15 protein-coding genes are annotated in these 15,973 nt (G+C 70.2%); 10 read left to right on the top strand and 5 right to left on the bottom strand.

All coding sequences use genetic code 11. The features are described from left to right. Positions 1-2: 2 nt before the first annotated feature. The 9 genes from K338_RS0101490 (at position 3) to K338_RS0101450 (ending at position 8,291) form a co-directional block, all read left to right on the top strand. On the top strand, positions 3-998 hold the full coding sequence (locus K338_RS0101490) for a gluconeogenesis factor YvcK family protein (RefSeq protein WP_022916415.1): 996 nt from the start codon (positions 3-5) through the stop codon (positions 996-998). A 17-nt stretch (positions 999-1,015) separates the two neighbouring features. Then, positions 1,016-1,996: a DNA-binding protein WhiA gene (gene whiA / locus K338_RS0101485; protein ID WP_027286304.1), complete on the top strand. Its 981-nt coding sequence runs from the start codon at positions 1,016-1,018 to the stop codon at positions 1,994-1,996. Positions 1,997-2,189: 193 nt separating this feature from the next. Next, positions 2,190-3,197: a type I glyceraldehyde-3-phosphate dehydrogenase gene (gene gap / locus K338_RS0101480; RefSeq protein ID WP_022916413.1), complete on the top strand. Its 1,008-nt coding sequence runs from the start codon at positions 2,190-2,192 to the stop codon at positions 3,195-3,197. Between the two features lie 101 nt (positions 3,198-3,298). Beyond that, the gene (locus tag K338_RS0101475; RefSeq protein WP_022916412.1) at positions 3,299-4,495 is read left to right on the top strand and encodes a phosphoglycerate kinase; all 1,197 of its coding nucleotides are present in this window, start codon (positions 3,299-3,301) and stop codon (positions 4,493-4,495) included. 45 nt (positions 4,496-4,540) lie between these two features. Further along, positions 4,541-5,338: a triose-phosphate isomerase gene (tpiA, locus tag K338_RS0101470; RefSeq protein WP_022916411.1), complete on the top strand. Its 798-nt coding sequence runs from the start codon at positions 4,541-4,543 to the stop codon at positions 5,336-5,338. 89 nt (positions 5,339-5,427) lie between these two features. Next, positions 5,428-5,673 (top strand): preprotein translocase subunit SecG, encoded by a 246-nt coding sequence (gene secG / locus K338_RS0101465; RefSeq protein ID WP_022916410.1) that lies wholly within the window; start codon positions 5,428-5,430, stop codon positions 5,671-5,673. 8 nt (positions 5,674-5,681) lie between these two features. Further along, entirely contained in the window at positions 5,682-6,029 is a 348-nt protein-coding gene (locus K338_RS0101460; RefSeq protein ID WP_022916409.1) for an RNA polymerase-binding protein RbpA, read from the top strand. Positions 6,030-6,371: 342 nt separating this feature from the next. Beyond that, positions 6,372-6,728: an RNHCP domain-containing protein gene (locus tag K338_RS0101455; RefSeq protein ID WP_022916408.1), complete on the top strand. Its 357-nt coding sequence runs from the start codon at positions 6,372-6,374 to the stop codon at positions 6,726-6,728. 102 nt (positions 6,729-6,830) lie between these two features. Continuing rightward, on the top strand, positions 6,831-8,291 hold the full coding sequence (locus K338_RS0101450; protein WP_022916407.1) for an HNH endonuclease signature motif containing protein: 1,461 nt from the start codon (positions 6,831-6,833) through the stop codon (positions 8,289-8,291). Positions 8,292-8,319: 28 nt separating this feature from the next. On the opposite strand, the gene pgl is transcribed toward K338_RS0101450, so the two are convergent. From pgl to tkt, 5 genes are read right to left on the bottom strand one after another with little or no spacing between them, the layout of a single operon-like run. After that, the gene (pgl, locus tag K338_RS0101445; RefSeq protein ID WP_022916406.1) at positions 8,320-9,066 is read right to left on the bottom strand and encodes a 6-phosphogluconolactonase; all 747 of its coding nucleotides are present in this window, start codon (positions 9,064-9,066) and stop codon (positions 8,320-8,322) included. Next, on the bottom strand, positions 9,063-10,001 hold the full coding sequence (locus K338_RS0101440) for a glucose-6-phosphate dehydrogenase assembly protein OpcA (RefSeq protein ID WP_022916405.1): 939 nt from the start codon (positions 9,999-10,001) through the stop codon (positions 9,063-9,065). Before K338_RS0101440 ends, pgl begins: the two co-directional genes overlap by 4 nt. After that, positions 9,998-11,530: a glucose-6-phosphate dehydrogenase gene (gene zwf, locus K338_RS0101435; protein ID WP_022916404.1), complete on the bottom strand. Its 1,533-nt coding sequence runs from the start codon at positions 11,528-11,530 to the stop codon at positions 9,998-10,000. The genes K338_RS0101440 and zwf overlap by 4 nt, the downstream gene beginning before the upstream one ends. Positions 11,531-11,539: 9 nt before the next feature. Further along, entirely contained in the window at positions 11,540-12,667 is a 1,128-nt protein-coding gene (gene tal / locus K338_RS0101430; RefSeq protein WP_022916403.1) for a transaldolase, read from the bottom strand. 2 nt (positions 12,668-12,669) lie between these two features. Then, the gene (gene tkt, locus K338_RS19825) at positions 12,670-14,793 is read right to left on the bottom strand and encodes a transketolase (RefSeq protein WP_022916402.1); all 2,124 of its coding nucleotides are present in this window, start codon (positions 14,791-14,793) and stop codon (positions 12,670-12,672) included. Between the two features lie 248 nt (positions 14,794-15,041). Between tkt and K338_RS0101420 the strand changes: the two genes are divergently transcribed. Further along, positions 15,042-15,971, top strand: a complete 930-nt coding sequence (locus K338_RS0101420; protein ID WP_423817696.1) for a heme o synthase — start codon at positions 15,042-15,044, stop codon at positions 15,969-15,971. The last annotated feature ends 2 nt before the right edge of the window (positions 15,972-15,973 follow it).

Below are 15,973 nucleotides of genomic sequence, written 5' to 3'. Positions count from 1 at the left end.
GCATGCCGCCGGTGCGGGCTTATCGGCGCGACCACCAGCCCCGGGTCGTCGCCCTGGGCGGCGGCCACGGCCTGGCTGCCACCCTGGGTGCGCTGCGGCACGTCACCACCGAGGTGACCGCTGTGGTCACCGTCGCCGACGACGGCGGATCCTCCGGACGGCTGCGCCAGGAGCTCGGTGTGCTGCCGCCCGGTGACCTGCGGATGGCCCTGTCCGCGCTGTGCGACACCTCCGACTGGGGGCACGTGTGGCGGGACGTGCTGCAGCACCGGTTCGTCTCGCCCGGACCGTTGGACGGGCACGCGGTGGGGAACCTGCTCATCGCCACCGTCTGGGAGCTGCTCGAGGACCCGGTCGCCGGGCTGGACCTGATCGGCGAGCTGCTCGGCGCCAAGGGCCGAGTGCTGCCGATGGCCTCCGTCCCGCTGGACATCGAGGCCGATGTGCTGCTCGGGCCGGGACCGAACGCACCGCACTCCCTGGTCCGCGGCCAGTCCCGGCTGGCGGTCACCGCCGGCAAGGTGGAGCGGGTGCGGCTGATCCCCGCCGAGCCGCCGGCCTGCGCCGAGGCGGTTGCCGCGATCCGCACCGCCGACTGGGTGATCCTCGGCCCCGGTTCCTGGTTCACCTCGGTGATGCCGCACCTGCTCGTCCCGGAGATCGCCACCGCCCTGCAGGAGACCGAGGCGCGGCGCGTGCTCACCCTCAACCTGTCCGCGCAAGACGGAGAGACCACCGGGTACAGCGCCGCCGACCATGTGCGCTCCCTGGTGGACTATGCCCCGGACCTGCGTCTGGACGTGGTGCTCGCCGACCCCTCCTCGGTGCAGGACCTCGACGACCTCACCCGCAGCGCACAGGCGGTCGGTGCACGGCTACTCTTGCGTCAGGTCAGTGAGGGCGACGGCACCCCGCGGCACGATACGCTCCGGCTGGCTGCGGCGTACTCGGACGCCTTCGAACGGTTCCTCGGCGACGTCGGAGAGAGGTCAGGATGAATGGCAGGATGGCGCTCATGTCATTGACCGCCGACGTGAAGGACGAACTGGCCCGGCTGCGGGTGGACAAGATGTCCGCCCGGAAGGCAGAGGTCGCAGCCACGCTGCGGTTCGCCGGGGGGCTGCACATCATCTCTGGGCGGATCGTCGTGGAGGCCGAGCTGGACACCGGGGTGGCCGCCCGTCGGCTGCGGCAGACGATCCACGAGGTGTACGGGCACGCCAGCGAGGTGATCGTCGTCTCCGGTGGTGCGCTGCGCCGCGGGAACCGGTACGTGGTACGGGTGGTGACCGGGGGCGAGGCACTCGCCCGGCAGACCGGTCTGCTCGACTCCCGCGGCCGCCCGGTGCGCGGGCTGCCCCCGCACGTGGTGAACGCCAGCGTCGGCGACGCCGTCGCCGCCTGGCGGGGGGCGTTCTTGGCGCACGGCTCGCTGACCGAGCCGGGCCGGTCCTCTGCGCTCGAGGTGACCTGCCCAGGTCCGGAGGCCGCGCTGGCCCTGGTCGGGGCGGCCCGCCGGCTGGGGGTGCCCGCCAAGGCCCGAGAGGTGCGCGGTGTGGACCGCGTAGTGATCCGCGACGGGGACGCGATCAGCGCGCTGCTCACCCGGATGGGCGCCCACGACGCGGTGATCGCCTGGGAGGAGCGGCGCATCCGCCGGGAGGTGCGTGGTACGGCGAACCGGCTGGCCAACTTCGACGATGCCAACCTGCGCCGTTCCGCACAGGCCGCCGTGGCTGCGGGGTCACGGGTGGAGCGGGCCTTCGAGCTGCTCGGCGACGACGTGCCCGAGCACCTGCAGCAGGCCGGCCGGCTCCGCCTGGAGAACAAGCAGGCGAGCCTGGAGGAGCTCGGCCAGCTGTCCGACCCCCCGCTGACCAAGGACGCGATCGCCGGCCGGATCCGGCGGCTGCTGGCCATGGCGGACAAGCGCGCGCACGAGCTCGGCGTACCGGACACGGAGAGCAACCTCACCCAGGACATGCTGGATATGTGATCGCGGTCACCCTTGACCGGGACCAGAACGGAACTTGGTCTCCGCCGGGTGTACCGTAGAGCCTGCGGTGATCGCCCACTCCGGCCATCCTGGTCGGAAGCACTCCGCACCGAGCTCCCCTCGGGACCCGCGCCAGCGGCGCAACCTGTGAATCCAGACGCTATGCGCGCACCGAGCGCGCCAGGAGGAAAACGTGACCATCCGCGTCGGCATCAACGGCTTCGGCCGTATCGGACGGAACTTCTTGCGGGCGGTGCTCGCCAGCGGTGCGGACATCCAGGTCGTCGGTGTGAACGACCTGACCGACAACGCCTCGCTCGCACACCTGCTCAAGTACGACTCGATCCTCGGCAAGCTCGCCGAGGAGGTCTCCTACGACGAGACCTCGATCACGGTCGGCAACCAGACCTTCAAGGCGTTCGAAGAGCGCGACCCGGCGAACCTGCCGTGGGGGGAGATCGGTGCGGACGTCGTCATCGAGTCCACCGGGATCTTCACCGACGCCACCAAGGCGAAGGCGCACCTGGACGCTGGCGCCAAGAAGGTGATCATCTCCGCCCCGGCGAAGAACGAGGACGCGACCTTCGTGGTCGGTGTGAACCACACCAGCTACGACCCGGAGAACCACCACATCGTCTCCAACGCCTCCTGCACCACCAACTGCCTGGCACCGTTGGCCAAGGCGCTGAACGACAGCGTCGGCATCGTCCGTGGCCTGATGACCACGGTGCACGCCTACACCGCGGACCAGAACCTGCAGGACGGCCCGCACCGCGACCCGCGCCGCGCACGCGCTGCCGCACTGAACATCATCCCGACCACCACCGGTGCGGCCAAGGCCGTCTCCCTGGTGCTCCCGGAGCTCGCCGGCAAGCTGGACGGCTTCGCGCTGCGGGTACCGGTCCCGACCGGTTCAGCCACCGACCTGACCTTCACGGCATCCCGGGAGGTCACCGTCGAGGAGGTGAACGCCGCGGTGAAGGCTGCCGCCGAGTCCGAGGAGCTCAAGGGCATCCTGGTCTACTCCGAGGACCCGCTGGTCTCCACCGACATCGCCGGCGACCCGGCCTCGAGCATCTTCGACGCGGGTATGACCCGGGTGATCGGCGACCAGGTGAAGGTCGTCTCCTGGTACGACAACGAGTGGGGCTTCTCCCAGCGCATGGTGGACCTCACCAGCTACATCGGCGAGCGGCTCTGAGCATCGCCGCCGCATGACTCGCGCCCGCGTGCCAGTGCGCACGCGGGCGCGAGTCATGTCCGCCGCACCTCCTCGACCAGCAGAACAAGGGAAGGCTCACCATGAAGACCATCGACGACCTCGGCGACCTGCGCGGCAAGCGTGTCCTGGTCCGCTCCGACTTCAACGTGCCGCTGGACGGCACCACCATCACCGACGACGGTCGTATCCGGGCCGCGCTGCCCACGCTCAAGCGCCTGGTCGAGGCCGGTGCGAAGGTGATCGTCACCGCGCACCTGGGCCGGCCGAAGGGCACGGTGGACCCGGCCTTCTCCCTGGCACCGGTGGCCGAGCGGCTGGGTGAGCTCCTCGGTGCCCCGGTGACCCTCGCCCCGGACACCATCGGGGACGGCGCCAAGGCGGCCGCCGGTGAGCTGGGCGACGGGCAGGTGCTGCTGCTGGAGAACATCCGCTTCGATGCCCGGGAGACGTCCAAGGACGACGCCGAGCGTGACGGGCTGGCCCGCGAGCTCGCCGGGCTCGCGGATGTCTTCGTCTCCGACGGGTTCGGTGTGGTGCACCGCAAGCAGGCCAGCGTCTACGACGTCGCCAAGGTGCTGCCCAGCGCGGTCGGCTCCCTGGTGCAGACCGAGGTCGAAGCGCTGCGGCGGGCGACCGTGGAGCCCGAGCGGCCCTACGTCGTGGTCCTCGGCGGGTCGAAGGTCTCCGACAAGCTGGGCGTGATCGCCAACCTGCTCACCAAGGCCGACCGGCTGCTCATCGGCGGTGGCATGGTGTTCACCTTCCTCGCCGCCCAGGGGTACCGGGTGGGCAACTCCCTGCTGGAGGAAGACCAGATCGACACGGTCAAGGGCTACCTGGCCACCGCCGCCGACCGCGGTGTGCAGATCGTGCTGCCCACCGACATCGTCGTAGCGCCGGAGTTCAAGGCGAACTCGCCTGCCACGGTCGTCGCCGCCGATGACATGCCCGCCGACCAGATCGGCCTGGACATCGGTCCGAAGGCCGGTGACCAGTTCCGCGCCGCGATCCTCGATGCCAAGACCGTCGTGTGGAACGGCCCGATGGGCGTCTTCGAGTTCGACGCGTTCGCCGGCGGCACGAAGGCTGTCGCCCAGGCGCTGGTCGATGCCACCTCCCGGGGCGCGTTCACCATCGTCGGCGGTGGTGACTCCGCCGCGGCCGTGCGCACCCTCGGCTTCGACGAGGACGGCTTCAGCCACATCTCCACCGGCGGTGGTGCCTCCCTAGAGTTCCTCGAGGGCAAGACCCTGCCCGGTATCGACGTGCTGAACTGAGACCGACGTCCCGAACTGATCTGCTCCCGCGAAAGGTAACGACCGATGGCTACCAGCCGTACCCCGCTGATGGCGGGCAACTGGAAGATGAACCTCGACCACCACGAGGCCACCCACCTGGTGCAGAAGCTCGCCTGGACCCTCAAGGACGCCAAGCACGACTACGACGCCGTGGAGGTGGTGGTGTGCCCACCGTTCACCGACCTGCGCTCGGTGCAGACCCTCGTGGACGCCGACAAGCTGGAGATCGGCTACGGCGCGCAGGACATCTCCGCCCACGAGAAGGGCGCCTACACCGGTGAGGTGTCCGCCACGATGCTGGCCAAGCTCGGGGTGAGCTACGCCGTCGTGGGCCACTCCGAGCGACGCCAGTACCACAGTGAGGACGACGCGCTGGTCGGGGCCAAGGCGAAGGCGGCACTGGGTGCCGACATCACACCCATCATCTGCGTGGGTGAGGGGCTCGAGGTCCGCCAGGCCGGTGAGCAGGTGCCGCACACCATCGCCCAGGTGGACGGCGCCTATACCGGTATCTCCGCCGAGGACGCCGCCCGCACCGTCGTGGCCTACGAGCCGGTCTGGGCCATCGGTACCGGCGAGGTCGCCACCCCGGAGGACGCCCAGGAGGTGTGCGCGGCGATCCGCGCCCGGATCGCCGAGCTGTACTCCACGGAGGTGGCAGAGGCGGTGCGCGTGCTCTACGGCGGCTCGGTGAAGTCCAGCAACGTCGCCTCGATCATGGCGCAGACGGATGTGGACGGCGCACTGGTGGGTGGTGCGAGCCTGCAGGCGGAGGAGTTCGCCGCCATCGCCCGCTACCAGTCCCACCAGGTGGGTCTGTAGACCCGCTGCGCACATCGCGTAGAATCACGTGAGTCCCAGGCGCGCCGACGTCGCGCGCGAGCCGTCCAGTTGAGGAAGTACGCCAGGCCGTGACCATTCTGACCATCGTCCTTCAGGTCCTGCTGGTGCTCACCAGTGCGATGCTGGTGCTGACCATCCTCATGCACAAGGGGAAGGGGGGCGGTCTGTCCGACATGTTCGGCGGCGGGTTGTCCTCCAGCCTCGGCTCCTCCGGGGTCGCCGAGCGCAACCTGAACCGGATCACGGTCGGCTCGGCCATCGTCTGGGGCGTCGTCATCGTGCTGCTCGGTCTCGTGCAGCGGTTCGCGATCTGAGGAGCAGCATGGCAGGCGGTAGTGCGATCCGAGGGTCCCGCGTCGGAGCGGGCCCGATGGGAGAGGCGGAGCGCGGGGAGGCCGCGCCGCGGGTGTGGGTGTCCTACTGGTGCGCCGGTGGGCACGAGACCAAGCCCAGCTTCGCCGAGGAGCCCGGTCTGGCGATCCCGGAGACCTGGGACTGCCCACGCTGTGGGCTGCCCGCCGGGCAGGACCGGGAGAACCCGCCCTCGGCGCCGAGGAACGAGCCGTACAAGACCCACCTGGCGTACGTGAAGGAGCGCCGCAGCGACGCCGAGGGCGCCGCCCTGCTGGACGAGGCGCTGGAGGCGCTGCGCGCCCGCCGCGGCGGCTGAGAACCTCTGGAAGAGGAGAGCACATGGCACCTGTTGCCATCGTCATGGCCTGACCGTCAGGGGACGGCGCCGACGTCGGTGGCGCGGAGCTGACACCTACCGGTGGCACCCGCCGCGTGAGCGCACCTGCGCAGCGCCGGCTGGTGACAGTGGCCGGGGAACCCGGTCGTGGTCCGGAGCCGCACCCGAGCACCCGCTCGCCGTGCGGTGAAGCAGGAACCGGAAGTAATCGCACCTGCGGTGAATCGCGTCCCTCGCTCCGCCAGCCCGAGACCCCGCAAGCCCGGGGGAGAACCAACGGAACCCTGCACCACTCGTTGTCGCGACGACGTGGAGCAGGTCATGACCAGAACTTCGGTCCGGATCGTGGAGAACGTCGCGTTCCGGTGTGTGTGCTGCGCGACGGCGGTCCGTCCGTGCACAGGGGGACGTTTCCGTAACCACTGCCCGGCCTGCCTGTGCTCGGTGCACCTGGACGTGCAGCCGGGGGACCGGGCGGCAGGCTGTGGTGCGGTGATGCGCCCGGTCGCGGTGGAGCAGCGCCGGGGCAAAGGCTGGGTGGTGGTGCACGAGTGCACGAGCTGCGGCGCACGGCGGCCGAACCGGCTCGCCTTGGCGGATCTCGTGCAGCCGGACGACCCGGTGGCGGTGGCAACCGTCGGGACGCGCGGGGCGATCGGGGTGTGTGGCGTGAGGTGAGGTGCTCCCGCGGGAGCATCTCGGGGAGCTCGCGCGGTCGTGATGTCAGACCCTCGCTCTAGCCTGGAACTACCGTTCGAGCAGGTGGAGGGAGAAGGCACCATGAGCCAGACGACGGGGCACCCTGTGGACGAGCACCCCGGTGAGACCGAGCAGGTGCGGCCGTTGGCCCAGCTGGCAGCGGAGCTCGGCACGCTGGCCGCCGAGATCGCGGCGCACACCTGCCGTTTCCTGCAGGTGCTGGGGGAGTTCGACGCCCAGGAGGGCTGGCGCCAGTACGTCGGCATGTGCTCGTGCGCGCACTGGCTCTCCTGGCGGTGCGGTATGTCCGGCTCCACCGCACGAGAGCACGTCCGAGTCGCGCGCGCTCTGCGGGACCTACCCGTGACGCAGGCCGAGTTCGCCGCCGGTCGGCTCAGCTATTCCAAGGTGCGGGCGATCACACGCGTGGGCACGGCGGTGAACGAGGACGAGCTGGTGCAGGTGGCCAGGGCTGCCAGTGCGGTGCAGCTGGACCGGCTGTGCGCCGGCATCCGCAACGGCGCCTCTCTCGACGACGTCAACGCCCGGCACCGGCGCCGTCGGCTGTCCTACCGGGTCGAGGAGGACGGGTCGGTGTGCTTCTCCGTGCGCAGCTCACCGGAGGACGGTGCGGAGATCCTCGAGGCGCTGCGCCGCGCGCAGGACTACCTGGAACGTACCGCGGCCAGCAGTGACGCCGCAGCGCACCTGGATCCGGTGCAGGCGGTGGAGGAGGAGGTCGCTCGGCCAGGCCACAGCCTGCTGGACGCCCTGGTGCTCATCTGCGCACAGAGCGACGTGGCCGCAGCGCCGGAGGAGGCCGAGGCGGAGGAGCAGGTCCAGTCCCCGGGCACGAACGGCGACGTCGAGCCCGTGCGGGCCTCGCGGCGCAGCGAGACGGTGCTGCACACCACGCTCACCGCTCTGGCCGCCGCTGCCGGCGGCGACACCCATCTGGAGCTCGGACCGGCCCTGCATGCGGAGACCGCCAGGCGGCTGTGCTGTGACACCGGGGTGGTGATGCACCTGCACGAGGATGCTCCCGCGGGAGCAGCAGCGGAGGGGATGGTGTCGATGTCCAGCCCACGGCCCGGCCGCACCATCGACGTCGGCCGCCGCAGCCGCCGGCCCAACGCTGCCCTGTTCCGGGCGCTGTGGCACCGCGACCAGGGCTGTGTGTTCCCGGGGTGCGGGCGCCGCCGCTTCCTGCACGCCCACCACCTGCGGCACTGGGTCCGCGGTGGGCCGACCACGCTGGCGAACATGGCGCTGCTCTGCGGGGAGCACCATCGCGCCCACCACGAGGGTGGCTTCGACCTGCGCCGCGGCCCGGACGGCACACTGTGCACCTACGCACCCGACGGACAGATGGTGCGCACAGTACCGGCCGCGGTCAGCGCTGGGAGGACCCAGGACAGCTGCACAGGTGACCTGACCGCCATGGACGGCCGCCCGTTCAACCTGGGCTACGCCGTCTCCACGCTGCTGGTGAACCGGCAGCTGCGGGAGGAGCGGCAGACGACCGAACCTCGCGCAGCCTGAGGCCACCCGATGTGCTCCCGCGGGAGCATCAGCCCTGTCCGGCGGCCTCCGCATCCACCAGCCACAGGGTCACGTCCCGGCCGGCAGCGGCCGCGACGGGCAGGTCGTCCGGGTCTGCCCCCTCGAGCGCGCGACGTACCGGCTCCGCCTTGGCGGCGCCGGACACCACGATCCAGGTCTGCCGCGTGTTGTTCAGCACCGGCAGGGTCAGCGAGATCCGCTCTGGCGGCGGCTTGGGGGAGTCGTGCACCCCGATCACCGCCCGGTCCGTGATGGAGACAGTGCCCTGGCCGGGGAACAGCGAGGCGATATGACCGTCCGGGCCCATACCGAGCAGCACCAGGTCCAGCTCCGGGGCCAGCGCTCCCTCGGGAGCGAACCGCGCCAGCTGCTCAGCATAGGCCCGGGCAGCGGCCTCGACATCCTTCGCCTCCTCGCTAGAAGGCATCCGGTGCACGTTCTCCTCGGGGATGGGCAGCCGCGCCAGCAACGCCTCGCCGGCCTGGCCCTCGTTCCGATCCGGATCACCTGTGGGTACGAACCGTTCGTCGATCCACCACACGTGCACCCCGGTGAAGTCCACCACACCGAGCAGGTCCGAGCGGCCGATCTCGGCGAGCACCTGGGTGCCGATCGTGCCGCCGGTGATCGCCACGTGCACCGGGTGGCGCAGTGACTGTGCATCGGCCAGCGCGAGCAGGAAGCGGGCGGCCGTGGCACGGGCCAGCGTGTCGGCGTCCGGGTGCACCACCACTGCGCGTTCAGCACCGGTCATCGGACCGCCTCCGCCGTGGTGACCTGAACCCTCGGCAGGCCGTCCACCAGGCTCTTGCGGTACGCCTCGTCGGGATCGAGACGGCGCAGGTCTTCCATCAAGCAGTCCTCCAACGGTCGTTTCGGCATCGCGATCTGGTGCTCCGGCTGCCCCGGTTGGTTGATCGTCACCACGGACGACCCCTCCGGGCGGCGCATCGAGATGACCCCATCGGCCAGCTCCAGGTCCACTCCGGTGATCGCCGTGGCCACCGGGTCGGCCTCCACCACGGTCGGCACGTCCAGGTAGGCGGCCAGCCACGCGGCGAACAGGTGGGTGGAGGGACGGGCCACCGCCCCCCGCACAGTCACGTTGCGCACCGGACCGGTGACACCGTCCAGCGATGCGGCGGTGATCCCGCGCCAGAGCGTGGTCCGTGCCCAGGACAGGTCGGTGTCCCCGGCGGTGTAGCGCTCGCCCAGGCCGGCGAGCAGCTCGATCGCGTCCTCGCACTCGCCCACGTCGCTGATCCGCCGGTAGGCCATCGCACCCAGTGGGTCCGCTCCGAGCACCTCCGGGGGCTGGCTCGGCCACCACACCACGATCGGTGCGTCTGGCAGCAGCAGCGGCATCACCAGCGTGTCCACCTCGGCACGTGCCCCGCCGGAGGGTCGCAGCACCACCACGTCAGAAGCGCCAGCGTCCGCGCCGATCCGGATCTCGGCGTCCAGGGCGACGTCGTCGCGACCGTTCGCCCGGTCCACGACGATCACCCGGCACGGGTGCTCCCGGCTGGCGCGGTTGGCAGCCTCCACCGCGGTCTCGGCCTCGTCCCCGGTGGCGATGATCACGAGGGTGAGCACCCGGCCGAGCGCCACCACGCCACCCTCCTCGCGCAGGTCGACCAGCCGCGCGCCGATCTCGGCGGTGCTGGTGTCCTCGAGCGTGATGATCACGGTCGCCTCCAGGTTCGTCCGTCCCGGCCGAGCATGGCGTCGGCGGAAGCCGGCCCCCAGGTACCGGCGCGGTACGGCTCGGGTCGTCCGCTGCTGTACCAGTGGTTGATGATCGGATCCAGGATCTGCCAGGACAGCTCCACCTCCCGCTGGTGCGGGAACAGCGGCGGGTCACCGAGCAGCACATCGAGCAGCAGTCGCTCGTAGGCCTCCGGAGAGGACTCGGTGAACGCGTGCCCGTAGCCGAAGTCCATCGTGACGTCCCGGACCTCCATCGCGGTGCCGGGAACCTTCGACCCGAACCGGATGGTCACCCCTTCGTCCGGCTGCACCCGGATCACCAGCGCGTTCTGGCCCAGCTCCTGGGTCTCGTTCAGGTCGAACGGCAGGTGCGGCGCGCGCTTGAACACCACCGCGATCTCGGTGACCCGCCGACCCAGCCGCTTCCCGGTGCGCAGGTAGAACGGCACCTCGGCCCACCGGCGGGTATCCACGTCCAACCGCACCGCCGCGTAGGTCTCGGTGACCGAGTCCGGCGGCACACCGTCCTCCTCCAGGTAGCCCTGCACCTGCGCACCACCCTGCCAGCCGCCGGTGTACTGTCCGCGGGCGGCGTGCCGTTCCAGGTCGACCGGCACCTGGACGGCGGAGAGCACCTTCTCCTTCTCCGTGCGCAGTGCTTCGGCCTCGAAGGAGACCGGCTCCTCCATCGCAGTCAGTGCGAGCAGCTGGAGCAGGTGGTTCTGGATCACGTCCCGGGCGGCGCCGATGCCGTCGTAGTAGCCGGCGCGCGACCCGATGCCGATGTCCTCAGCCATGGTGATCTGCACGTGGTCCACGTAGTGGGCGTTCCAGATCGGCTCGAACAGCTGGTTGGCGAACCGCAGCGCCAGCAGGTTCTGGACCGTCTCCTTGCCCAGGTAGTGGTCGATGCGGAACACCGCGTCCGGGGGAAACACCTTCTCCACCACGTCGTTCAGCTCCCGGGCCGAGACCAGGTCGTGGCCGAACGGCTTCTCGATCACCACCCGCCGCCAGGTCCCCGGCTTGGGGGAGGAGAGCCCGGACTCGGACAGCTGCTGGCACACCACCGGGAACTGCGAGGGCGGGATGGACAGGTAGAACGCGTGGTTGCCACCGGTGCCGCGCTCGACGTCCAGCCGCTCCACGGTCTCGGCCAGGCGGGCGAAGGATTCGTCGTCGCCGAACTGGCCCTGGACGAACCGGAAACCCTTCGAGAGCTGTTCCCAGACTCCCTCGTCGAACGGGGTGCGGGAGTTCTCCCGGATCGCATCGTGGGCGATCTTGCGGAAGTCCTCGTCGTCCCACTCCCGCCGGGCGAAGCCGGTCAGGCCAAACCCGGGCGGCAGCAGACCGCGGTTGGACAGGTCGTAGACAGCGGGCAGCAGCTTCTTCCGGGACAGGTCACCGGTCACCCCGAACAGCACCAGACCGCCAGGTCCGGCGATGCGGGGGAGACGGCGGTCGGCCGGGTCGCGCAGCGGGTTGTCTCGTGCGGCAGACGGCATGCGGGTCGGTCAGCCCTTCTCTGCGGCGGCCTGCAGACCCTGGGTCACCGTCTGCAGCAGCTCGGCCCAGCTCGCCTCGAAGGAGTCCACACCGGCGGTCTCCAGGTCGGCCAGGATCTTCTCGTACGGTACCCCGACGCGGACCACGTCATCGAGCACGGCGCGGGAGGCTTCGTAGGTGCCGTGCACCGTGTCCGCCCCAGTGGCCCGGGAGTGGTCGTAGACCGCGTCCAGGGTCTTGTGCGGCATGGTGTTCACCACGTCGGCAGCGACCAGCTCGTCCACGTACATGGTGTCCGGGTAGTCCGGGTTCTTCGTACCGGTAGATGCCCACAGCGGCCGCTGCCGGTGCGCACCTGCGGCAGCCAGGGCCGCGAACCGCGGGGTGGAGAACACCTCCTCGAACACCTGGTAGCACAGCCGAGCCCCAGCGATCGCCGCCTTGCCACGCAGTGCCAACGCCTCGTCGGTGCCGACCGCCTCGAGCGCGTCGTCGACCTTGGTGTCGATCCGGGAGAGGAACACCGAGGCGACCGACCGGATCGTGGTCAGGTCGATTCCAGCCTGGTGCGCCTGCTCCAGGCCGTCCACGTACGCCTGGGTGACTGCCCGGTACCGGTCCAGGCTGAAGATCAACGTCACGTTCACGCTGATCCCGGCAGCCGTGGCCGCGGTGATCGCCGGCAACCCCTCCACCGTCGCCGGGATCTTCACGCACAGGTTCGGCCGGTCGACCGTGTTCCACAGCTTGTGCGCGGCCTCGATCGTGCCTTGGGTGTCTCGTGCCAGCCGCGGGTCCACCTCGATGGACACCCGCCCGTCCTTACCATCGGTGGCGCGGAACGTGTCGGCGAACGCATCACAGGCGTTGCGCACGTCGTCCGTGGTGAGGGTGAGCACTGCTTCTTCGGTGTCCGCACCGGCTGCGGCCAGCTGACCGAGCTGTGCATCGTAGGCAGTACCCTCCGAGAGCGCCTTGGCGAAGATGGTCGGGTTGGTCGTCACGCCGACGACGTTCCGGTCCGTGATCAGACCAGCGAGCTCGCCGGAGGTGAGGGCCTCTCGGGACAGGTCGTCCAACCAGATGGAGACGCCGGCGTCGCTGATCTGCTGGAGTGCGTGGGTGGCGCTGGTCATCGTCAGTTCCCTTCGCTGCCTGCGGCCGAGGCGGCCGCGATGGATTCCTTCGCCGCCGCCACAGTGGCTTCGGCGGTGATGCCAAACTGCTCGAACAGCGTCTTGTAGTCGGCCGAAGCGCCGTAGTGCTCCAGCGAGACGGCGCGACCGGCCTCACCCAGGTAGCGGTACCAGGGCATCGCGATCCCCGCCTCCACGCTGACCCGTGCACGGACCGCGGCCGGCAGCACCTGCTCCCGGTAGGTCTCGTCCTGAGCGTCGAACCACTCCAGGCAGGGGGCGGACACCACGCGGGTACCGATCCCCTCTGCCTCCAGCTGGGTGCGTGCCTCGACCGCGAGCTGCACCTCCGACCCGGTGCCGATCAGGATCACCTGCGGGGTAGCAGTGGACGACTCCAGCAGCACGTACGCACCCCGAGAGACGCCGTCCGCCTCGGCGAACCCCTCCTCCCCGCGGGGGAAGGTGGGCACACCCTGGCGGGTGAGCACCAGACCGGCTGGTCCCTCCCGGTTCTCCAGCACGGCACGCCACGCGGCCGCGGTCTCGTTCGCGTCCGCCGGACGGACCACGGCGAGCCCCGGGATCGCCCGGCAAGCAGCCAGGTGCTCCACCGGCTGGTGCGTGGGTCCGTCCTCCCCGAGACCGATCGAGTCGTGCGTCCACACATAGATCGACGGTGCCTGCATCAGCGCCGCCAGGCGCACAGCCGCGCGCATGTAGTCGCTGAAGGTGAAGAAGGTGCCGCCGTACGGGCGGGTGATGCCGTCCAGGGCGATGCCGTTGACGATCGCCCCCATCGCGTGCTCGCGGATGCCGAAGTGCATCGTGCGGCCGTAGATGTTGCCGGAGAAGTCATCAGTGGACCGGTCCGCCGGCAGGAAGGACGGCTCCCCGGACATCGTGGTGTTGTTCGAGCCGGCCAGGTCTGCCGACCCACCCCACAGCTCCGGCAGCACCGGGGCGAGCGCATTGAGCACCTGCCCGGAGGCGGCGCGGGTGGCCAGCGCCTTGCCCGCTTCGAACCGGGGCAGCGCACTGGCCCAGGACTCCGGCAGCTCCTTGGCACGCAGCCGCTCCAGCAGCGCCGCCCGTTCCGGGTTGGCCGCCGCCCACTTCTCGAAGTCCCGGTCCCACTCCAGGTGCGCAGCGGCGCCACGGGCGATGACCGAACGGGTGTGCTCCAGCACTGCCGGGTCCACGTCGAAGTGCTTCTCCGGGTCGAACCCGATGGCCTTCTTCAGACCGGCCACCTCTTCCGCACCGAGCTTCGCGCCGTGCGCTGCCCCGGTGCCCTGCTTGCCGGGGGAGGGCCAGGCGATGATGGTGCGCAACGCGATGAACGAAGGGCGGTCGGTGACCTTCTTCGCCTCCTCGATCGCGGCGGCCAGTGCGTCCACGTCCTCCCGGTACTCCCCACCAGCGGTCCAGTCCACGCTCTGCGTGTGCCAGCCGTAGGCGTCGTAGCGGGCGAGGACGTCTTCGGTGAACGCCACGTCCGTGTCGCCCTCGATGGAGATGTGGTTGTCGTCCCAGAAGACGATGAGGTTGCCCAGCTCTTGGGTGCCGGCCAGCGAGGATGCCTCGGCGGAGACGCCCTCCTGCAGGTCGCCGTCCGAGGCGATCACGTACACCCGGTGGTCGAACGGGGAGGTGCCTTCGGGGGCGTCCGGGTCGAGCAGACCCCGTACCCGGCGTTGGGCGAACGCCATCCCCACCGCGGTGGCCAAGCCCTGGCCGAGCGGTCCGGTGGTGGTCTCCACACCCTTGGTGTGCCCGACCTCAGGGTGCCCGGGGGTCAGTGAGCCCCAGGTGCGCAGCGCCTCGATGTCGGACAGCTCCAGGCCGTAACCGGACAGGTAGAGCTGGATGTACTGGGTGAGCGAGGAGTGGCCCGCCGACAGCACGAACCGGTCCCGGCCCAGCCAGTCCGGGTCCGCCGGGTCGATCCGCATCGTCTGCTGGTAGAGCAGGTAGGCCAGCGGGGCCAGCGAGATCGCGGCGCCGGGGTGGCCGTTCCCGGTCTTCTCCACGGCGTCCGCCGCGAGGGCACGGATGGTGTTGACGGCCTTGACGTCGACGTCGGTCCACCCGACGGCATCGGACTTGGGGGCTGGAGCGTTCACGGGGCCTTCTTCCTGCGTTCCTAGCGCCCACGGCGCGGGCGCGATGGATCGGTGTTCGCGTGCTGACCTGTGCAGGTCCTGCACAGAACCCTACTCAATCGTGGGGTACCGGTCGCGCGGCCATTCGCAGGATGGACACCTGTGGTGACGGCCTACACTGGGCAGGACGGTGTGCCGACCGTCAGCGCGCGCCGCACCCGGCGCGACCCGAGCCCACGGAGAGTGAAGTCCCAGTGCCCCACGTGCCACTGTCCGCAGCGGAGTCCGCCAGCAGGGCCGCCGCGGACCGGGTACCGCTGCGGAACCGGTTGCGCGCCTATGTGGCGCTGACCAAGCCGCGGATCATCGAGCTGCTGCTGATCACCACCGTGCCCACGATGATCCTCGCCGCTGGCGGGTTCCCGTCCTGGTGGCTGATCATCGCCACCCTGATCGGTGGTGCTGCTGCAGCGGGGTCGGCGAACACGTTCAACATGTACTACGACAGGGACATCGACGCGGTGATGGCCCGCACCCGCAAGCGACCGCTGGTGACCGGCGAGGTCACTCCGCGAGGTGCGTTGGTGTTCGCCCTGCTGCTCGGCGCGTTCTCCGTGGTGTGGCTGTGGCTCACGGTGAACTGGGTGGCCGCCGCGCTCGCCGCCGCTGCGAACCTGATGTACTCCTACGGGTACACCGTGCTGCTGAAGCGACACACCCGGCAGAACATCGTCTGGGGCGGGGCGGCCGGCTGCATGCCGGTGCTGATCGGCTGGGCCGCGGTCACCGGGTCGCTCGGCGTGGCACCGTTCCTGCTGTTCGGGATCATCTTCTTCTGGACCCCGCCGCACTACTGGCCGCTGTCGATGAAGTTCAAGAAGGACTATGCGGCGGCCGGCGTGCCGATGCTGCCGGTGGTCGCTGCGGACACCAAGGTCGCCCGGCAGATGATCGGTTACGCCGCTGCGATGGTCGCCTGCACCCTGGTGCTCATCCCCGTGGCCCAGATGGGCTGGTTCTACTCGGTGGTGGCGGTGGCCGCCGGCGGTTGGTTCGGCGCGGCCTGCATCCAGCTCTACCGCCGCACCGCTGCTGGAACCTCGCGCAAGCTGGGTGCGATGAAGGTGTTCCACGCCTCGATCATGTACCTGACCATCGTGTTCGTGGCGATCTCGATCGATCCGTTCCTGCCTTGGTGATC

Origin of the sequence: Ruania albidiflava DSM 18029, assembly GCF_000421225.1 — a bacterium.
GTDB lineage: Bacteria > Actinomycetota > Actinomycetes > Actinomycetales > Beutenbergiaceae > Ruania > Ruania albidiflava.
The sequence above is the reverse complement of the archived record's forward strand: the minus strand, read 5'-3'. Positions and strand labels throughout refer to the sequence as shown.